The following is an 18745-nucleotide window of genomic DNA, read 5'->3' on the forward strand; positions in this document are numbered from 1 at the left end:
GTTGCTGGCTGCAGAAAACGCTAGAGCCGGCCGATGATCTCCGCCAGCAGCTTGGAAATCCGCGCACCAGCAGCCTTGCCGGCGTCGAGCACTTCCTCGTGGCTCAGCGGAACGGGGCTGATTCCCGCAGCAAGGTTGGTGACCAGGGAGATACCGAAAACTTCCATGCCCGCGTGGCGCCCGGCAATTGCCTCCAGCGCTGTGGACATACCGACGAGGTCTGCCCCGATGCGCTTGGCGTACTGCACTTCGGCAGGTGTCTCGTAGTGCGGGCCGCTGAACTGGGCGTAAATCCCTTCGGCCAGGGTGGGATCTACCTCCCGCGCAAGGGCGCGGATGCGGGAGGAGTACAGATCCGTGAGATCCACAAACGTGGCGCCTTCCAGCGGCGAGGTGGCGGTGAGGTTGATGTGGTCGCTGATCAGTACGGGCGTACCGGGCTTCCACTGCTCGTTCAGGCCGCCACAGCCATTGGTGAGCACCAGGGTTTTGCAACCGGCAGCTGCTGCAGTGCGGACGCCGTGGACCACAGCGCGGACACCCTTGCCTTCGTAGTAGTGCGTGCGTGCGCCCAGTACCAGGGCCCGCTTGCCGTCCTGGGTGAGCACGGAACTGATGGTGCCGACGTGTCCGGCAACGGCAGGGGCATGGAAACCGGGAACTTCGTCGGCGGACAGGGTTGCGGTGGTGTCACCGATAAGACCGGCAGCCCCGCTCCAGCCGGAACCCAGGACCAGGGCGACGTCGTGCTGGTCCACTCCCGTTTCCTCGGCGATGTATTCGGCGGCGGCGCGGGCGGCTTCGAAAGGATCCGTTTTGAGGAACTCTGTATTACTCACGGGTATAAGCTACCGTGCCGCCGGCGCTGTGCCCAGCAGGAGGCCTGACTCCCTTAGCCGGATTCTTGGTGCTGGGCGGGCCATAGGAGAGAATGGATGATTGTGACTACGCATCCTGATTTCAGCCCATCCCGGATCGCAATCCTGGGCGGTGGCCCGGGTGGATACGAAGCAGCCATGGTCGCAGCCTCCCTGGGAGCGCAGGTCACCATCATCGAACGGGCAGGCCTGGGTGGCTCTGCTGTGCTGACTGACGTGGTCCCCTCCAAGACACTCATTGCCACAGCAGACCTGATGACGCGCGTGGCAGAGGCCGGCGAGCTGGGCGTGAAGTTTGACGTCGATGGCGGCGACGTTGTACCTGTCATGCGGGCAGACCTCAAGCACATCAACCACCGGTTGTTGAACCTGGCCCGCAAGCAGTCCAGCGACATCCACGATGCATTGGTGCTCCAGAATGTCCGCATCCTGATCGGCTCCGGCAAACTGCTGGACAACCACACGATCGAGGTCCTGACCGCAGACGGCGTGGAGACGGTCGAGGCGGACGCCATCCTCCTGACCATGGGCGCCCACCCACGTGAACTGCCCACCGCGCGGCCGGACGGCGAGCGCATCCTGAACTGGGCACAGATCTACAACCTGGATGAATTACCGGAAGAACTCATTGTGGTGGGCTCCGGCGTCACCGGGGCCGAGTTCGCCTCCGCCTATAACGGACTGGGCTCCAAGGTCACCTTGATTTCCAGCCGTGAGCGCGTGCTGCCCGGTTCGGACGTGGATGCGGCCGAGGTTTTGGAGGAAGTATTCGAACGCCGCGGCGTGCGGGTCCTGTCCGAGTCCCGGGCAGAGACCGTCGAACGCACCGATAACGGCGTTGTGGTGACCCTCAGCGATGGCTCGACCGTGACGGGCAGCCACTGCCTGGTCTGCGTCGGTTCCATTCCCAACACGGCCGGCATTGGCTTGGAAGAGGCGGGCGTTGCATTGTCCGACAGCGGACATGTGAAGGTGGATGGCGTTTCCCGAACTACCGCCCCCAACATCTATGCGGCCGGCGATTGTACCGGCGTGCTGCAGCTCGCCTCCGTGGCCGCTATGCAGGGCCGGATCGCGATCGCCCATATCCTTGGCGACACCGTCACCCCTATCAAGCTGCATCAGGTGGCTTCGAACATTTTCACGTCGCCGGAGATCGCTTCTGTGGGCGTCTCGGAGGCCGACGTGGTTTCCGACAGGTACCAGGGCGACATCATCAAGCTATCCCTGCGCAGTAACGCCCGCGCCAAAATGCGCAACCACCGCGATGGCTTCATCAAGATCATCGCCCGTAAGGGTTCCGGGACGGTGATCGGCGGCGTGGTGGTAGGACCCAACGCGTCCGAGCTGATCTTCCCGATCGCCATTGCCGTCAAACAGAAACTCCATGTGGACGACCTTGCCAGCACCTTCACCGTCTACCCGTCCCTGACCGGCTCCATTTCGGAAGCGGCCAGGCGCCTGCACGTGCGCTTATAGGGCGGAAGTCTGGACCCCGCGGGCGCGCATGCATAGACTCCTCGCAGGACCGGCTGGTCATGGGTACCGATGCAAGGAGGAACCATGGAACTCAACGATGTGAAATGGAACGAGCAGGCCCGGGAAAAAATACTGCTCGATGCAGACCGTGCGCTCCAGGAGGCGGTCAGCACAGCAGCAGAAACCATGGCCGGAGCCGACCGCGAGGAAATTTATAAGTTCCTCTTTGAGAGGCTGAAAGACCAGTTCGTCGATTTCAAGCCGGGTCCGGACCTATCGGAGTATGCGGACGCCGTGGCGAACGGAGAGTTCAGTCCGCATACCTCCGCAGGCCCGGGAAGCTAGGACAACGGCTATGACGACGGCACTGGTACGGCCCCGCAACGGCAAAATTCTCGCAGGGGTTTGCGCAGCCCTTGCGGCCCGCTTCGGGCTGCCTAAGTTCCTGGTGCGGCTGGGCTTTCTGATTTTTGGTTTGGTGGGCATCGGCGAGTTGGTCTACATAGCGCTGTGGATCATGATCCCCAAGGCCCCGCTATAGGGCATTTCTTTCAGCCCCTGGCAGGCTTACACTGATGCCAACTGCGGAGGTTGGCCATGGAGAGTCCCCAAACGGTGGTAAATGCTGCGGAGCGCGATGGTGTTCTGCCGGGAGGGCCCAGGGAGCGGTTCGCCGGCTACGGCATCATGGGCGTAACCTTCAGTACCGGCTACATCCTGGCACTGCGCCGTTTTGACCGCTCCTCAGTCGGACCCGCCTACACCTCCGTATGGCTCCGGGACCCGGCAGGCAAGTGGTCCATTGTCAGCACTGTGGCACCTGAGCTCTCCTGTGCGCGCTATTTCAGTAGCGGACTTGAGCGGTCACCGGTGGCGCAGGTGTCCATCCGGTGGAACGGGCCGGCGTCTTTCACCGTCCGCGTGGAAGGTCCTGCGGAGCTCACCTGGGACGTTGGCCTGTCCGAAACGTCCGTCACGCGGCTGCTGTCCGGAGCTTGCAGCGCCGTACCGGAGAAGCTCTGGCAGAACAGTATGTTTCTCAGCGCCATGGGGTTGATGGCCGGGCCCCTGCTGCAGGCGGGGAAGATCGGGCTGACCGGCAAAGTTCCCAACCGGCAATCGTTCCAGGCCCGCCCACTGCGCATCTGGCTCGTTTCATCCTCGACGGCAAGGCTTGATGGTAAGGACCTGGGCACACCATCCCCGCTTGCACTGCAGGACCGGCTGGGTGACTTCTGGATTCCGCAGAGGGGCATTTTTATCATCGGTTCGTCGCTGTTTGACCAGTTGGATCCGCACCACCACGAAGTGGTTCGGTAGCGAGTGGTTCGGTAGCGAGTGGTTCGGTAGCGAGTGGTTCGGTAGCGAGTGGTCGGGCCGCCGGTTCAGGCGACGGCTGCCTGGAAGTGCTGCTCGATCATTGCCTTGATGTCGTCGTGGCAGCCGCCACAGCCGGTTCCGGCGCGTGTTGCCTTGGACACCTCTGCAACGCTGGCACAACCTTCTTCCAGGGCGTTGCGGATGCTTGCGCCACTGACTCCTGCGCAGCGGCACACCGTACCGTTGGGATCGCGGGGGCCGCTATCCGCAAGCTGGTCCGGCCCGTCCAGCCGCAGCATCAGGGACCGGTCAGCGGGAAGCTCGGAGCGCCGTTCGAACAATCCAACCAGTTCCGCGGCGGTCCTTGGCATGCCTACTGCGACCAGGCCTTCCAGCACGCCGCCGCGGGTGGTCATTTTGACGTACCGGCCGTGCTCGGGGTCGGCCCACTGGGCCACCTGGAGGCGTTCGCGGCCATGTCCCACGCCGGCGGTGAGTGCCTCCTCGTCCCACGGCTCGGCGTTGTTGCTGCCTGCGACGGCGAGGTTCATGCCGTTGGCCTTCAGGACGATCACGCCGGGAAGTTCCTGCGGCAGGGGAGGCTGGGTCTCGGCCGCCGCCGGATTGCTGCCGGCAAGCAGCAACAGATGCTCCGCGAGCCATTCGGCCTGCCGCCAACCCGGGCCTACAAGCCCCAGCGGCCCGGTGGCGCTGCGGCATTCGATACAGGACTTGTCGGTGCAGCGGACCTCGGCGCAGTCGCCAATCGCGAAGATGTGCGGTTCGTGGTGGGCCTTGAGCTGGTGGTCCACCAGGATGCCGGTGCCGGTGCTCAGCCCGGCACCCTCGGCCAGTTCTGTCCGGGGCCGTACCCCGCACGACAGCACCAGGAGATCTCCGTCGATGGCGGAACCGTCATCGAGCAGCAGTGCCGAGAAGCCGCCGTCGGCCGCGTTGTGTTCCACTCCGGTGGAACGGGCATTGCCTGCAATCCGTACGCCGCAGCGGCGAAGACTGCTGGCCAGCACGGAACCGCCGCCGCGGTCGATGTTGCGGCCCAAGGGGTGGGGGCCGTTGTGGACCACGGTGACGGTGGCGCCCTCCTCGGCGGCTGCCAAGGCAATCTCCAGTCCCAGTACGCCACCGCCCAGCACCACCACACGCCTGTGGCCCTCGACGGCCTGGCGGAGCTGCCCGGCATCGCGGAGATCGCGCAGTGCCGTAACACCGGCGGGGAGCACCGGGTGGGCGGGATCGGGGTTGATGCCGGTCAGATTCGGAATGACGGGCCGTGAGCCGGTGGCGAGGACCAGCCGGTCAAAGTGCACTTCTGAGCCATCCATCAGCAGTACCCGTTGCCGGGGACGGTCGATTCGCCGGACGTGGACGCCCAGCCGAACGTCAACACCGTCCGCAGCCAAGGCCTCGGCATCGGCAAGGGCCAGGGTGTCGGCGGTGGTGTGCCCTACACCAACGGAACCGATCAGGACCCGGTTATAGGCAGCCACTGGTTCTTCACCAATCACCGTGAGGGTAACGCTGCCGTCGCGGACGCCCGGGAGCAGTTCGTCCACGAGCCGGGCGGCCACAGGCCCAAAGCCCACCACCACAATCTGTTCGGTCATGACGCCTCCATCGTTGCGGGAACGCGGTCCGGTGCGGCTGATTGAGTTGCTGCCAGCCTGACGTGGACGGTGTTGAATTTGAACTCCGGCATTCCGGAGATTGGATCCGTGGCGGCCTCGGTGAGCCGGTTGGCGCTTTCCAGTTCAGGGAAGTGGAAGGGCAGGAAGACGGTTTCCTGGCGGATGGCCGTGCTGAGTTCGGCCTTGCACAGCACCTCGCCGCGTGTGTTCGCAATGGAGACGTAGGCACCCTCGGTGATGCCGAGCCCCGCTGCGGCAGCCGGATGGATCTGCACGGTGGCTTCGGGCCTCGCGGCCAGCAGATCGGCCACCCGCCGTGTTTGCGAGCCCGACTGGTAGTGCTCCAGCAGCCGCCCGGTGATGAGAGTCATGGACTTGCCGATGGCCGTTGTGCCGGCGGCAGTTCCGGCAGCCGTTTCAGCCGCGGCAGGTGCGGAACCCGTACCGGAAACTGCAGTGCGACGCCGGGGAGTCACCGGGGTGAGCACCGCCCTGCCGTCCGCATGGGCGAAGGACTCCACGAACAGCCGGGGCGTTCCGCTGCTGCCGGCCGGGTAGGGCCAGTAGGCCGCCTCGCCGCGGTCAAGTTTGTCGTAGCTGATGCCCGAGTAGTCAGCCAGGCCGCCGGCGGATGCCATCCGGAGTTCCTCGAAGACCGTTTCCGGGTCCTCGCTGAAGGTGGAAGGCGCGTCGAGGGCCTCGGCAAGCCGGGCCATGATCCAGAGTTCGCTGCGCGCACCGGCAGGGGGTTTGATGGCACGCCGGCGCCGGAGAACCCGGCCTTCAAGGTTGGTCAGAGTGCCCTCCTCCTCGGCCCATTGCAGGACGGGGAGCACCAGATCGGCTTCAGCGGCAGTCTCGGACATGAAAAAGTCACACACCACCAGGAAGTCCAGGCTGCGGAGTCCGGCGATTACGGCATTGGCGTCCGGGGCGGCCACAGCGATATTGGAGGCGTGCACAAAAAGGCAGCGGACGCCGTCGGGCTTTCCCAGTGACTGCAGGAGCTGGACTGCCGGGAGGCCGGGACCGGGAATGCTCTCCTCCGGAACACCCCAGACGGCAGCCATATGCGCACGCGCCGCGGGGTCTGTGATTTTACGGTAGCCGGGGAGCTGATCGGCTTTCTGCCCGTGCTCGCGGCCACCTTGGCCATTGCCCTGGCCGGTGAGGGTGCCGTAGCCGCTGCGGGCGGAACCGGGAAGGCCCAGCAGCAGGCTGAGGTTGATGGCGGCGGTCGCGGTGTCGGTGCCGTCAATGTGTTGTTCCACGCCACGGCCGGTGAGGATATAGCTGCCGCCTTGGCGGGTGCCGGCAGCCAGCCTGCGCGCGGCCTCGCGGATAAGGTCGGCAGGCACTCCGGTGAGGGACTGCACCCGTTCCGGCCAGAAGGCGTTCACACTGCGGACGACGGCGTCATGGCCGGAGGTGCGCTCCTGGAGGTAGCTGGAGTCACTGAGGCCTTCATGGATCACCACGTGGCTGATGCCCAGCAGGAGGGTGAGGTCAGTTCCGGGAAGAGGCTGCAGATGGAGGCCGCCGCCGTCGGCCGTGAAGGCGGCTGTAGCGGAACGGCGGGGATCCACTACGATCAGGCCGCCGTTGTCGCGGGCGCCCTGCAGGTGCTGGACGAAGGGCGGCATGGTCTCTGCCACGTTGGAGCCAAGGATCAGAATGGTACTGGCAGTTCCCAGATCTGCGAGTGGAAAGGGCAGGCCCCTGTCCACCCCGAAGGCGCGCATGCCCGCGGCTGCTGCCGAAGACATGCAGAACCGGCCGTTGTAATCGATCCTTGAGGTGCCAAGGGCAACACGGGCGAACTTGCCCAGGAGGTACGCCTTTTCATTGGTGAGGCCACCGCCGCCGAATACACCTACGGAATCGGCTCCGTAGAAGGCTTGGGTTCTTTGGACCTGGTCCGTGACCAGGGCCAGAGCCTGGTCCCAGCCGATGGGACGGTGGACGCCGTCGGCGCCGCGAAGCAGTGGCTCGGTGACCCGGCCGGGATGGTTCAACAGGCTGGCGGAGGTCCAGCCCTTGCGGCAGAGGCCGCCGCGGTTGGTGGGGAATTCGCGTCCGGTGACCTCCAACAACACCGGAGGCGCGGCGGGAACCGGGTCGCTAGTGGAAACTCCCGCAACGGGCGCTGACCCCGGCTGTGCGGCCGGGGTCAGCGCCTTGGTGGACGTCAGCGTCATGGCGCACTGCAAGGCGCAGTAAGGGCAGTGCGTGGCGGCGCTTTTGGCCATGTTAGACGTGTCCCATCGCGTTTCGGCTGGCATTGCGGATGTAGCAGGCCCAGCACACGGTCAGCATCAGGATGTAGGCGCCGACGAATCCGTAAAAAGCTGGGGTGTAGGAGCCGCTGGCGGAGTTGGAAGCGTTGAGTACCTGGGGAATAACGAACCCGCCGTAGGCGCCGATTGCGGAAATCAGGCCCAGGGCAGATGATGCCAGGCGCTGGGTAGCCACTGAGTCTGCACCGTTGCGTGCTGCCCGGCTGGACGTCGCAAAGATGATCGGAATCATGCGGTAGGTGGCACCGTTTCCGAAGCCGCTGGCGGTGAAGAGCAGCAGGAAGAGGAACAGGAAGAGCCAGAAGTTCTTGACTGGCAGGGTCCAGATCATGGTGAGCGTGATGATTGCCATGGAGGCGAAGGCGGCCACGGTCATCCGGGCGCCGCCCATGCGGTCGGCCATCCGGCCGCCATAGGGGCGGGCCAGGGAACCCACCAGCGGGCCAAGGAACGCCAGCGACAGTGCCACGGTGCCCACTCCGATGGTGGAGAAATCGGGGAAATAGTCCTTGATGAGCTTGGGGAACACGCCGGCGAAGCCGATGAACGAACCAAAGGTGCCAATGTACAGCAGGGCCATGATCCATAGGTGCGGTTCCTTGAGCGCAGCCACCGAGCCGGCCACGTCACCCTTGGCGTTGGTGAGGTTGTCCATGTACTTCCAGGCACCGAATGCGGCCAGGAGGATGAACGGTACCCACATCAGCCCGGCCATTGGCAGGTTGACGGTACCGGCGGCCAGGAGGGTGATGACGATCGGCACGGCGAGCTGTGCGACGGCGGCACCAAGGTTGCCACCGGCAGCGTTCAGGCCCAGCGCCCAGCCTTTTTCGCGCGCCGGGTAGAAGAAGGTGATGTTGGCCATGGAGCTGGCGAAGTTGCCGCCGCCGAAGCCAGCCAGAGCCGCGACCAGCAGGAGCGTGCCAAAGGGGGTGTCAGGGTTGGAAACGCAGATGGCGAGCCCGATGGACGGGATCAGCAACAGGAGCGCCGAGACGATGGTCCAGTTCCGGCCGCCGAAGCGGGGCACCATGAAGGTGTAGGGAATGCGCAGCGTGGCACCTACCAGGCTTGGCATGGAGATCAGCCAGAAGATCTCGGACGTGGACAGAGTGAAACCCGCCGCCGGAAGCTGGACAACAACAATCGACCAAAGTTGCCAGACGACAAAACCCAGGAACTCGGCGAAGATGGACCAGTTCAAGTTCCGGCGCGCAATGGAGCGGCCTGCGGTTTCCCACTGTTCGTGGTTTTCCGCGTTCCAGTTGGCGATCCAGCGTCCCGGCCGGAATTCAAGTGCGGGGACGTGGCCTACGGTTGCGCCTGTGGCTGGCGCGGTAGCTGACTCGGTGGCACGATCAACAGTCACGGTGTCCCTCCTTTGAGGATTGATTGGGAAAAGTTGTTTCCTCAAAGGTAGGCAGCCGGCGTTTCGTGGACGGTCCCGGTTTGTTAACGTGCTGTGACATTTGCCTATCGGCGCCTTCGGCCCAATGTTAGAAGTCAGCCGACCCGCAGGCGCGAATTGAGGCTGCGATAGCTGCACGCCAGATTGGCGCACTTGCCGTCGCGCCTGAACTCAGAGGTCCATTACGTGGGAGAGATGACTGCTCAGTTCATCTGAGAAAGCGGGACAGTCCCGAAACGCCGCTCTCCGAGTGACGCAACTGCCGGATGACCCGATTCCATCCCACAGAACTCAGTACGCGGCGAACCAAATCGGTACCTGATATTGCGTATATGCGTGGTTCAACAGGTTTGACCCGGTGCCGGGACCGACCGACGTCGGTCAGTGCAGGCCCTGCGAGCAGCGCCATAAAGAGGAAGGCTCCCTGCGCAACGACGGCAAAGACCAGCTGTCAGGCCCTTATCTACTGTCTGGGTGGGTGAGAATCGAAATGATGATGTTGATGAGCCCGGCGATGGCTTCTTCGGTTGGAAGGGACTGGCGTGCGGCGGCTTGAGCCAGTGCCTCCGCAGCTCCCACGATCGCGATCATGGAAGCGGTTGGAACCCTGCCGGTTTCCGAGAAGGGGTTTAGAGCACTCCGGCATAGGTCGATGTAGGCCGCTTCGGTATCACGTTTGAGCTGTTCGAGGTCGGGGGATCCTTCGAGTGCACCGAGGATTCCAGCCAGTTGGCGTCCGTGCGCTATGACGCACTCCACATGGGATTGAGCAATCGCCGTTGCCTGACCGCGCACCGTGGGCTCGGCGTCCGCAAGGGACCGCTCCAGCTTTTGCGTCTGCAGGGCGTCGAACTCAAGGTACATAGCTATTAGCAGCGCAGAACGTGAGGCGAAGTGGTCATACACAACGGGTTTGGTGATGCCAGCGCGCTCAGCAAGACGGCCAAGAGTCAGGGAGTCGGTTCCGCCGTCCTCGAGGACTGACCAGGCGACGTTCATCAGCTGTTCGCGCCGTTCATCCTTGCGCATCTTTCCTGATGCCATGCTTCCCCTCACCCCGTTAGGTCTATCTTCAGATACTAACCTACTGTTGGTAACCTACCGATGGTAGGTTGGAGGCCATGAGGGTGCCCCGGACTAATCAACCAGGAGATGTAGTGACCAAAGCGCTGATCGTGATTGCCCATCCGGACCAGAACTCGTTGACCCATTACGTCGCAAAGGAACTGCAAAGCGCGTTCGGTTATTACGGGATGTCCAGTGAGGTGGCAGATCTTGCAGCGGAAAACTTCGATCCGCGGTTCACTAAAGAAGACCGTTCGTCGTACCAGCAGGTGACAACGTTGCCGGTTGATGTGGTGAGCGAACAGGAACGAATCGATCGGGCTGATCACCTCATCCTGGTCTTCCCGGTCTACTGGTGGTCGATGCCGGCTCTGCTGAAGGGTTGGATAGACCGTGTCTTTGTCAGTGGATGGGCGTTCGAACAGCCCGAGGGGAGTTCGTTGAAGCCCAAGCTGGGCCGGTTGTCCGTGCACCTTGTCCCCATCGCGGGAAGTGACGCTGGTGCGTATGAGCGGCACGGCTACCGAGCATCGATCAGCAGGCAGATTGAGCATGGCGTCATAGACTTCTGCGGGGCAAAACGTGGATTAACCACCTACCTCTATGAGTCCGAGACAAAGGGGCGGTCGGTCATTGCCCAAGAGGTGAGCTCGCTTGCCAGGGACATCGCTATCAGAGTGAGCCAGCCATCGTTGAGTGCTGTACCCTCCGCTTGAAGAGTCCACATAGTGGACTTTTTGTCCGCAGCTTGGACCGCGGGAACTAATATTGAACTCTAACTATTTGCGGCCCGGAAAGCGGAAGCAGCCCGGCCTGACGTCAAGAAAGCGTTTTTCATGTCATCTACTGAAACGACAGCCGGGCAGGGAACGCCAGCGCCGGTTAACTCGCGTGGGCGGGTCATCGTCGCGAGCCTGGTCGGCACCACGGTTGAGTTCTACGACTTCTATGTTTATGCCACGGCCGCCGTGCTTGTTTTCCCGCGCCTGTTCTTTCCGGGCCAGAACGAAACCACTCAGCTGCTAAGCTCCTTCGCCGTCTTTGGCGTTGCTTTTGTTGCCCGCCCCCTCGGCTCCATCGTGTTCGGGCACTTCGGCGACAAGTTTGGCCGCAAGGGCACCCTGGTGGCATCGCTGCTGACCATGGGCATTGCGACCTTCCTCATCGGTTGCCTGCCCACGGCGCTGGTTCCGGGCTGGGAGTTCTGGGCGCCGGCGCTGCTGGTGGTCATGCGGTTCGCCCAGGGCCTGGCCCTTGGCGGGGAGTGGAGCGGCGCGGCATTGCTGGCCACGGAAAACGCTCCTGCCAACAAGCGCGCCATCTACGGGACTTTCCCGCAGCTGGGCGCTCCCATCGGCTTCATCATCGCCAACGTCATCTTCCTGGTCTTCAGCTACGCACTGTCCCCGGCGGACTTCGAGTCCTGGGGCTGGCGTGTTCCGTTCCTGCTGAGCGCGGTGATGGTCATCATCGGCCTGTACGTGCGCCTCAAGCTGATTGAGACTCCTGCTTTCACCAAGGTGCTTGAATCCAATGAAGTAGCCAAGCTGCCGCTGGGCCGGGTCTTCAAGTCCAGCTGGCGCCAGCTCATCCTGGGCACGTTCATCATGCTGGCTACCTATGTGCTGTTCTACCTGATGACCACGTTCACGCTGACGTACGGCACCCGTCCGGCTTCCCTGGACGCCGCCCGTGCGGCCGCCGAGAAGGCGGGCAAGCCGATGACTGAGGCTGCTGCGGCTGCCTTCGTGCCAGGCCTGGGCTACACCCGCAACGACTTCCTCTGGATGCTGATTGCCGGCGTCGTGTTCTTTGGTATCTTCACCCTGGTGTCCGGTCCGCTGGCCGAGAAGTACGGCCGCCGCAAGATGCTGATGGCCGTCACTGCTGGCATCTTTGTCTTCGGCCTGCTGTTCGTGCCGCTGTTCAGTGGCGGATTCGTGGGCACCATGGCACTGCTGGTCCTCGGCTTCTCACTGATGGGCCTGACCTTCGGTCCCATGGGTGCACTCTTGCCGGAACTGTTCCCCACGAACGTGCGGTATACCGGCTCAGCTGTCAGCTACAACGTTTCCAGTATTCTGGGCGCGGCTGTTGCACCGTTCATCGCTGTGGCCCTGTGGGAGCTGGCTGACGGCAGTCCGGTGCTGGTCGGTATCTACCTGACCAGCATGGCGGTGCTGACGCTGATTGCCCTGTACATCAGCAAGGAAACCCGGGACCTGGATTACACCAACAACGTGTCCTGACCCGGTCAGCTGAAGATGCCCGGCGTGTTCCTTCTTGGGAAACATGCCGGGCATTTTTACTTCGCGTAGCGTTCCACAAAATTCCGCAGGACTTTCATGGGCTCTGTGACTGTGCTCAACCTGGCTTCCCTGATCAGGTCCTCGGCTGCTTCGGGGGCGAAGTACCCCGAGTGCCGGTAGACCCGGATTCTGGTCACCAGGCCATCAGCATCAAGTTCCGGGTGGAACTGGGTGGCGTAAAGATTCTGTTTGATCCGGAACATCTGGACAGGGCAGGACGCCGACGTCGCCAGCAGCACTGCATGGTCCGGAAGGCGGGTGCACGCTTCCTTGTGGCCGACGAAGGCGCTGAACTCCCGGGGGAGGCCTGCCAGCAGTGGGTCGGTGCCGCCGTCGTGGTTGATCCTGACCTCTACGGCTCCCAGCGGTTCGCCAAAGGTCCTGTCAATCACCGCACCCTGATGGGCGCCCAAGGTCCCTACTCCGTAGCAGGCGCCCAGGAACGGGAAATCCTCAGCGACCAGCGTGTCCAGAAGCCCTGATAACTCCCGCTCCACCCGCTGCTGGGTTGCCGACTTGGACTCCGGAGGATCGCTGGAGGTAAACGGGCTGCCGCCAACGATGATGCCGGAGACGGTGTCCAGGTCCAGGCGGGGCATGGGGCCAGAGTCGAGCCTGATGCGCAGCAACTCTTTAGGTTGCAGTCCGCAAAAGCGCAGGTAGGCCGCGTATTCTTCGTCCGCGGCGGCTTCCTCGGGGCGGGAAGCCAACAGCACAAAGGGCAACAACCTGCTCACCACCCTTCAGTCGGGAGACTGCCTCTTAGGTAACCGTAGCGCGTCGTGCCTGTGGATGGGCATTGGTGTCGGCATGACGGTGGGCCAGCTTCCAGAAGCCTTCTTCCCGCCGGAAGATGCTGGTTACCCGCAGGGCAAATTCCTCTTCCGCCTGGCCGGCGCCAACCCGGGCACGGAAATGTTCAGTCTCCACCAGATACGCGGTGTCCTGCGCGTGATACGCCGTGATGGTCTCAAACCCCAGCATCTCGCCGTCTGCGTAGTAGCGGGACGCCTGGTCAAGGCGTGCCTCTACCTGCGCCCAACCACGGGCGATCCCACCCAGGGGATTGGCCAGGGTGACGTCGTCGAGCCGGGAATAGAGCTCTTTTACGGCCTGCGGGTTGCCCCGCATGATCTCCGGGATGGCCACGTGATAGCGGGCAACTTCTTCTTCAAAACTTGGTGCAAGCACGTGCTGGTCTCCGCCTTAGTCTTCGATAGTGGCAATGACGGCACCGGCAGCCACCGTTTCACCGGCGATGGCACTCAAGCCGGTGATCGTTCCGGCGCGGTGGGCGGTGAGCGGCTGTTCCATTTTCATGGCTTCCAGCACCACCACGAGGTCGCCCTCGGCAACAACGTCACCGTTGGCTACGGCAACTTTGACGATGGTGCCCTGCATGGGAGACGCAAGGGAGTTGCCAGTGGCGGCTTCGGCGGGGCCGGCGGAGCGGGTGCGCTTCTTGGACTTCCCTGCCTTGGCTGCGCTTGGGCTGGCCATTGCCAGGGAACTGAGCGATGCGGGAAGCACCACCTCAAGGCGCTTGCCGCCAACCTCGACGACGATCCTCTGGCGATCTGCGGCGTCTGCCGCTTCTGCGGTCCCCTCCGGAGTCCAGGCCGGAAGGACGTTATTGAATCCGGTCTCGATCCAGCGGGTGTGGACAGCGAAGGGGCCGCTTTCCGGCGCAAAGGCGGGGTCGGTGACCACGGCGAGGTGGAACGGGATAACAGTGGGGATGCCCTCCACCACCATTTCCTCAAGGGCACGGCGTGAGCGTTCCAGGGCCTGGCGGCGGGTGGCGCCGGTGACAACCAGCTTGGAAAGCATGGAGTCGAAGTTGCCACTGATCACGTCACCCTGCTCAACACCGGAGTCTATACGGACACCGGGGCCTGTCGGGTTCCGAAGCGTCCGGATCGTTCCGGGCGCCGGCATGAAGTTGCGTCCCGGATCCTCCCCGGTAATGCGGAACTCAAAGGAGTGGCCGCGGATTTCGGGATCGTCATAGCCGAGTTCCTCGCCACGGGCCAGCCGGAACTGCTCGCGGACGAGGTCGATCCCGGTGACTTCCTCCGAGACGCAGTGCTCCACCTGAAGCCGGGTGTTGACCTCAAGGAAGGAAATGGTGCCATCCTGCCCCACCAGGAACTCGCAGGTGCCCGCACCGAGGTAGCCGGCTTCCTTGAGGATGGCCTTTGAGGACTCGTAGAGCAACCGGTTCTGCTCTTCAGTCAGGAACGGGGCCGGAGCCTCTTCGACAAGCTTCTGGTTGCGGCGCTGCAGCGAGCAGTCACGCGTGGAAACCACCACGACGTTGCCGTGCGCATCTGCCAGGCACTGGGTTTCCACGTGGCGCGGGGCGTCCAGGAACCGTTCTATGAAGCATTCGCCGCGTCCGAAGGCGGCCGTGGCCTCGCGGACGGCAGACTCAAACAGTTCGGGGATTTCATCACGGGTGCGGGCCACCTTGATGCCCCGGCCGCCGCCGCCAAAGGCCGCCTTGATGGCAACGGGAAGGCCGAACTTGTCAACGAACGCCAGGATTTCCTCGGCGGATTCGACCGGATCAGCAGTGCCGGGAACCTGTGGAGCGCCCACTTTTTCCGCGATATGCCTGGCCTGGACCTTGTCCCCCAGAGCGGAGATGGCTTCGGGGGAGGGGCCGATCCACGTGATGCCGGCCTCGATGACCCGGGCTGCGAACTGCGCGTTTTCAGCCAGGAAACCGTAGCCCGGGTGGACGGCGTCGGCGCCGGAGCGGACAGCGGCGTCGATAATCTTGTCCATCACGAGGTAGGACTCTGCGGCCGTGCTGCCACCCAGCGCGTACGCCTCGTCAGCAAGACGTACATGCAGTGCGTCCTGGTCTGGGTCTGCATAAACGGCGACGGAGGCGATGCCTTCGTCGCGTGCTGCCCGGATGATCCGGACGGCGATTTCACCGCGGTTGGCGATCAGCACCTTCGTGATTTTTGATGGTGCCTGGGGGCCGGACTGCTCCGAAATTGCTGACAAGGCGTCTCCTTCTTTCTTCAGGGAGCCTAGCGCTATTTTGAGGGTTCCGCCGATGTTACTTGCGGAATCCGCGCGTGCAGCGGTCATCCTTTGTAGGGAAGCTACAACTTTAGCTGAATTGATCCCTTCAGGCGGAGGTCCACAGTTCTGTGATGCCGACGCCGGCCTGGGCCAGCAGCCTGCGCAGGGTGGAGATGGAGAGGCCCACCACGGCATGGGGATCGCCATCGACCTTGCTGATGAAGGCGCCCCCCAAGCCGTCGATGGTGAAGGAGCCGGCGCAGTGCAGCGGTTCCCCGGTGGCAATGTAGGCGTCGATTTCGGCTGTAGTCATGTCTTCAAAGGCCACCTCCGCCGAGGCAACTGCACCAAGCGTGGCGCCGGAGCCGAGCCCGGAGCCGGTGTCCCTGCAGTCAATCAGCCAGTGCCCGGTGTGGAGGACCCCTGCGCTCCCGCTCATCCTGAGCATCCGTTCGCGCGCCACAGCTGCCGTGTACGGCTTTCCGTGTGCCTCGCCGTCGAACTCGAATACCGAATCGCAGGCAACCACCAGGGCGCCATCCGCTTCCGGAAGCGCCGCCACCGCTTCACCCTTGGCCCTGGCCAGCAGGAGGGCGGTGTCATGCGGGTCAGTCACCCCGTACCGCGCCTGGACGGCGTCCTCGTCCACATCGGACACCATCACGCTGTGGGCTATGCCGGCGTCGGTTAGCAGTTTAGTGCGGGCGGGGGACTGGGAAGCGAGAATGAGCCGGGTCACGTCAAACAGCCTAGTGGACCCGTTGGGGCTGGGAATCCGCGGGAACCTGTTGATGGCTGAGCCGGGCTCCCTCCACGTCCACATCCGGCAGGATCCGCTCCAGCCACCCCGGCAGCCACCAGGCCCTGGCTCCCAGCAGGTACATCACGGCCGGGACAATGGTCATCCGCACCACGAAGGCATCAAGCAGCACCCCGAAGGCCATGGCAAAGCCAAGCGGCCGGACCATGGTCAGGTGGCTGAAGATGAAGCCGGCGAACACGCTCACCATGATGATCGCCGCAGCAGTCACCACGGCGGCTGCATGCCGGAAGCCCAACTGCACGGCATGTTTGGCCGGCTGTCCATGGACGTAGGCCTCACGCATTCCGGATGCGATAAACACCTGGTAGTCCATAGCCAGGCCAAACAGCACGCCTATCACAATGATGGGCAGGAAGCTCAGCACGGCACCGGGATTGGCGACGTCGAACACCCCTCCCAGCCAGCCCCACTGGTAAACGGCTACCACACCACCGAAGGCAGCCGCGAGGGAGAGGAGGAACCCGCCGGTGGCCAGCAACGGAACCACAACGGACCGGAAAACCAGCAGGAGCAGGACCAGGGACAGCCCGACCACGATCAGCAAGTAGGGCGGAAGGGCGTCTGCCAACTTGGAGGAAACGTCGATGTTGCCGGCCGTCTGCCCGGTCAAACCGATGTGGACGCCCGTCTCGTCTTCGATCTCGGCGTTGCGTTCCCTCAGTTCGTCCACCACCTGAACGGTGTTTTCACTGGCTGCTCCCTCGCTGGGGATCACCTGGAACACTGCCGTCCGACGGTCTTCGCTCAATGCCACGGGGGCTGCAGCCACTACGTTGTCCAGACTGCGGAGAAGGTCTGCGACGTCGTATTGCAGATCCTGCGCTGCGGGCTCATCGAGTCCTTCGGGGAACTCGCCCACCACCACGATGGGTCCGGTCATGCCTTCACCGAAACTCCTGGCAGTGAGCTCGTATGCCTGGTAGGCCTCAGAGTCCACGGGCTCTGACCCGCCGTCGGGCAGGGCGAGCTGCAATTGCGTGGCAGGAATCGCCATGGTGGCCAGGAGGGTCACGCCGGCGACCAGTGCCACGACGGGATGACGCGTGACGATGCCGCCCCAGCCGCGGGTGCTGAGGGCTTCATCGCGTGCCTGGTCTTCCTTCGCATGGCCGGGAACGGCGTTATGGGCCTCGGCCCTGGCCCACGCCCGCCTGGACACGACGCGGCGTCCCAGCAGCGCCAGCACAGCAGGGGTAAGCGTCAGCGCCACGGCTACCGCTACGGCCACGGTGGCGGCTGCGGAGAGGCCCATGACTGCGAGGAAGGGAAGGCCGGGGACCACCAGGGCGGCCAGCGCGATGATGACGGTGAGACCTGCGAAAAGGACGGCGTTTCCGGACGTGCCGGTGGCGCGGGCCACCGACTCCTCGAGGTCCATCCCGGCCAGGAGCTGCGTCCGGTGCCGGTTGACGATGAACAGGGAATAGTCGATGCCCACGGCAAGGCCCAGCATGAGACCCAGCATGGGGGAAATAGAGCTCATGCTGATGGCGCCGGAAAGGGCAAACGTGCCACCCACGCCCACAGCCACACCGACTACCGCCATCAGCAGCGGCAGGCCGGCGGCGATTAGCGTTCCCAGCATAATGACGAGCACCAGGGCCGCAATGACGATGCCGATAATTTCAGCAGCACCGAAAAGCTCGGAGATGTCTTCCGTAATTTCCTTGGATGCGAAGGCTGTGACGCCTGCCCCGGATACGCTGTGTGCGATCTCCTGCACCTCATGGCGTACCTCAGGCGTAAGGCCGTTGATGGAGGAGTTGAACTGGACCTGCGCTATGGCCGCCATGCCGTCTTCGGAGACAAAACGCAGCCCCGCGCTGGCTTCGGCCTGGCGCTTGCCCAGCTCCAGCTTGGCTTTCGAAGCCTCAAGCTCCGCAGTTCCGGCTTCGTATCGAGCCTGGCCTTCCGCAAGGGCGGCCCTCTGCCCGCCCAGCTGGGCTTCGATCACCGCGGCCGGAGCTCCGCTGGCGGTCAGCTGCTGTTCGGCTGCCGCGAGCTGGGCCGCGCCGGCATCGAGCCGGGCCTTGGCGGCGTCGAGTTCGGCCTGCCCCGCCGCGATCTGTGCCCCGCCGTCCGCGATCGTTATCACCGCGCTGTCCAACTGTTCCTGAGTGGTGAACGGATTGACGGTGCCACGAACGTCCGGAAGGGCTTCCAGTTCAGTCAGGGCGCCTGCGACGGCGGCGCGGCTCTCCGCGGTGAAACCTCCGGCTGGCGCCTCAAAGACGATGCTTGCCGAGCCGCCGGAGGCGGACGGCAGCTCCTCCTTCAGCTTGTCCGCCATCTGCTGGGTTTCAGTGCCGGGTATCTGGAAGTTGTTGGACATGGTGCCGTGGAACGCCGTGGCGGACCCGCCGACGGCCACCAGGATGGTAAGCCAGAGCGAAATGACCAACCAGCGGCGACGGTAGGAAAATTTGCCAAGTCGATAAAGCAGGAGTGCCATGTCAGAGCCGTTCTTTTCGGGAAGGTGGC

Annotated in this window: 16 protein-coding genes; 6 read left to right on the plus strand and 10 right to left on the minus strand. The window is 63.7% G+C overall.

The annotated features are described in order from the left end of the window. Positions 1–20 precede the first annotated feature (20 nt). Entirely contained in the window at positions 21–839 is an 819-nt protein-coding gene (locus tag AC50X5_RS13310) for a purine-nucleoside phosphorylase (RefSeq protein WP_494976559.1), read from the minus strand. Positions 840–941: 102 nt separating this feature from the next. Between AC50X5_RS13310 and AC50X5_RS13315 the strand changes: the two genes are divergently transcribed. The 4 genes from AC50X5_RS13315 to AC50X5_RS13330 all read left to right on the plus strand — a co-directional run bounded on the left by AC50X5_RS13315 (position 942) and on the right by AC50X5_RS13330 (position 3677). Beyond that, positions 942–2357, plus strand: a complete 1416-nt coding sequence (locus AC50X5_RS13315; protein ID WP_494976683.1) for an NAD(P)H-quinone dehydrogenase — start codon at positions 942–944, stop codon at positions 2355–2357. 84 nt (positions 2358–2441) lie between these two features. After that, complete coding sequence (locus AC50X5_RS13320; RefSeq protein ID WP_494976560.1) at positions 2442–2702, plus strand: hypothetical protein; 261 nt, start codon at positions 2442–2444, stop codon at positions 2700–2702. 10 nt (positions 2703–2712) lie between these two features. Beyond that, positions 2713–2898, plus strand: a complete 186-nt coding sequence (locus AC50X5_RS13325) for a PspC domain-containing protein (protein WP_494976561.1) — start codon at positions 2713–2715, stop codon at positions 2896–2898. Between the two features lie 56 nt (positions 2899–2954). Further along, entirely contained in the window at positions 2955–3677 is a 723-nt protein-coding gene (locus AC50X5_RS13330; protein ID WP_494976562.1) for a hypothetical protein, read from the plus strand. Positions 3678–3742: 65 nt separating this feature from the next. Here AC50X5_RS13330 and AC50X5_RS13335 read toward each other — a convergent pair whose 3' ends face one another. The 4 genes from AC50X5_RS13335 to AC50X5_RS13350 all read right to left on the minus strand — a co-directional run bounded on the left by AC50X5_RS13335 (position 3743) and on the right by AC50X5_RS13350 (position 10072). After that, positions 3743–5302: an FAD-dependent oxidoreductase gene (locus tag AC50X5_RS13335; RefSeq protein ID WP_494976563.1), complete on the minus strand. Its 1560-nt coding sequence runs from the start codon at positions 5300–5302 to the stop codon at positions 3743–3745. Beyond that, on the minus strand, positions 5299–7572 hold the full coding sequence (locus AC50X5_RS13340) for a molybdopterin oxidoreductase family protein (RefSeq protein ID WP_494976564.1): 2274 nt from the start codon (positions 7570–7572) through the stop codon (positions 5299–5301). Before AC50X5_RS13340 ends, AC50X5_RS13335 begins: the two co-directional genes overlap by 4 nt. A 1-nt stretch (position 7573) precedes the next feature. Beyond that, positions 7574–8989 carry an MFS transporter gene (locus AC50X5_RS13345; RefSeq protein WP_494976565.1) on the minus strand — a complete coding sequence of 472 codons (1416 nt, stop codon included), beginning with the start codon at positions 8987–8989 and terminating at the stop codon, positions 7574–7576. Between the two features lie 498 nt (positions 8990–9487). Continuing rightward, positions 9488–10072 carry a TetR/AcrR family transcriptional regulator gene (locus AC50X5_RS13350; RefSeq protein WP_494976566.1) on the minus strand — a complete coding sequence of 195 codons (585 nt, stop codon included), beginning with the start codon at positions 10070–10072 and terminating at the stop codon, positions 9488–9490. 113 nt (positions 10073–10185) lie between these two features. On the opposite strand from AC50X5_RS13350, the gene AC50X5_RS13355 reads away from it, so the two are divergent. After that, positions 10186–10809 (plus strand): NAD(P)H-dependent oxidoreductase, encoded by a 624-nt coding sequence (locus tag AC50X5_RS13355; protein ID WP_494976567.1) that lies wholly within the window; start codon positions 10186–10188, stop codon positions 10807–10809. A 120-nt stretch (positions 10810–10929) separates the two neighbouring features. Further along, positions 10930–12342 carry an MFS transporter gene (locus AC50X5_RS13360; RefSeq protein WP_494976568.1) on the plus strand — a complete coding sequence of 471 codons (1413 nt, stop codon included), beginning with the start codon at positions 10930–10932 and terminating at the stop codon, positions 12340–12342. A 56-nt stretch (positions 12343–12398) separates the two neighbouring features. Here AC50X5_RS13360 and AC50X5_RS13365 read toward each other — a convergent pair whose 3' ends face one another. The 5 genes from AC50X5_RS13365 to AC50X5_RS13385 all read right to left on the minus strand — a co-directional run bounded on the left by AC50X5_RS13365 (position 12399) and on the right by AC50X5_RS13385 (position 18716). Then, complete coding sequence (locus AC50X5_RS13365) at positions 12399–13130, minus strand: glutamine amidotransferase (protein ID WP_494976684.1); 732 nt, start codon at positions 13128–13130, stop codon at positions 12399–12401. Positions 13131–13164: 34 nt separating this feature from the next. Then, complete coding sequence (locus AC50X5_RS13370; RefSeq protein ID WP_493985170.1) at positions 13165–13593, minus strand: YybH family protein; 429 nt, start codon at positions 13591–13593, stop codon at positions 13165–13167. 15 nt (positions 13594–13608) lie between these two features. Beyond that, entirely contained in the window at positions 13609–15420 is a 1812-nt protein-coding gene (locus AC50X5_RS13375; protein WP_494976569.1) for an acetyl/propionyl/methylcrotonyl-CoA carboxylase subunit alpha, read from the minus strand. 127 nt (positions 15421–15547) lie between these two features. Continuing rightward, complete coding sequence (locus tag AC50X5_RS13380; RefSeq protein ID WP_494976570.1) at positions 15548–16180, minus strand: Maf family protein; 633 nt, start codon at positions 16178–16180, stop codon at positions 15548–15550. Positions 16181–16190: 10 nt separating this feature from the next. Further along, positions 16191–18716 (minus strand): MMPL family transporter, encoded by a 2526-nt coding sequence (locus AC50X5_RS13385; protein ID WP_494976571.1) that lies wholly within the window; start codon positions 18714–18716, stop codon positions 16191–16193. Between the last annotated feature and the right edge of the window lie 29 nt (positions 18717–18745).

Source organism: Pseudarthrobacter sp. MDT1-40-2 (assembly GCF_059383595.1).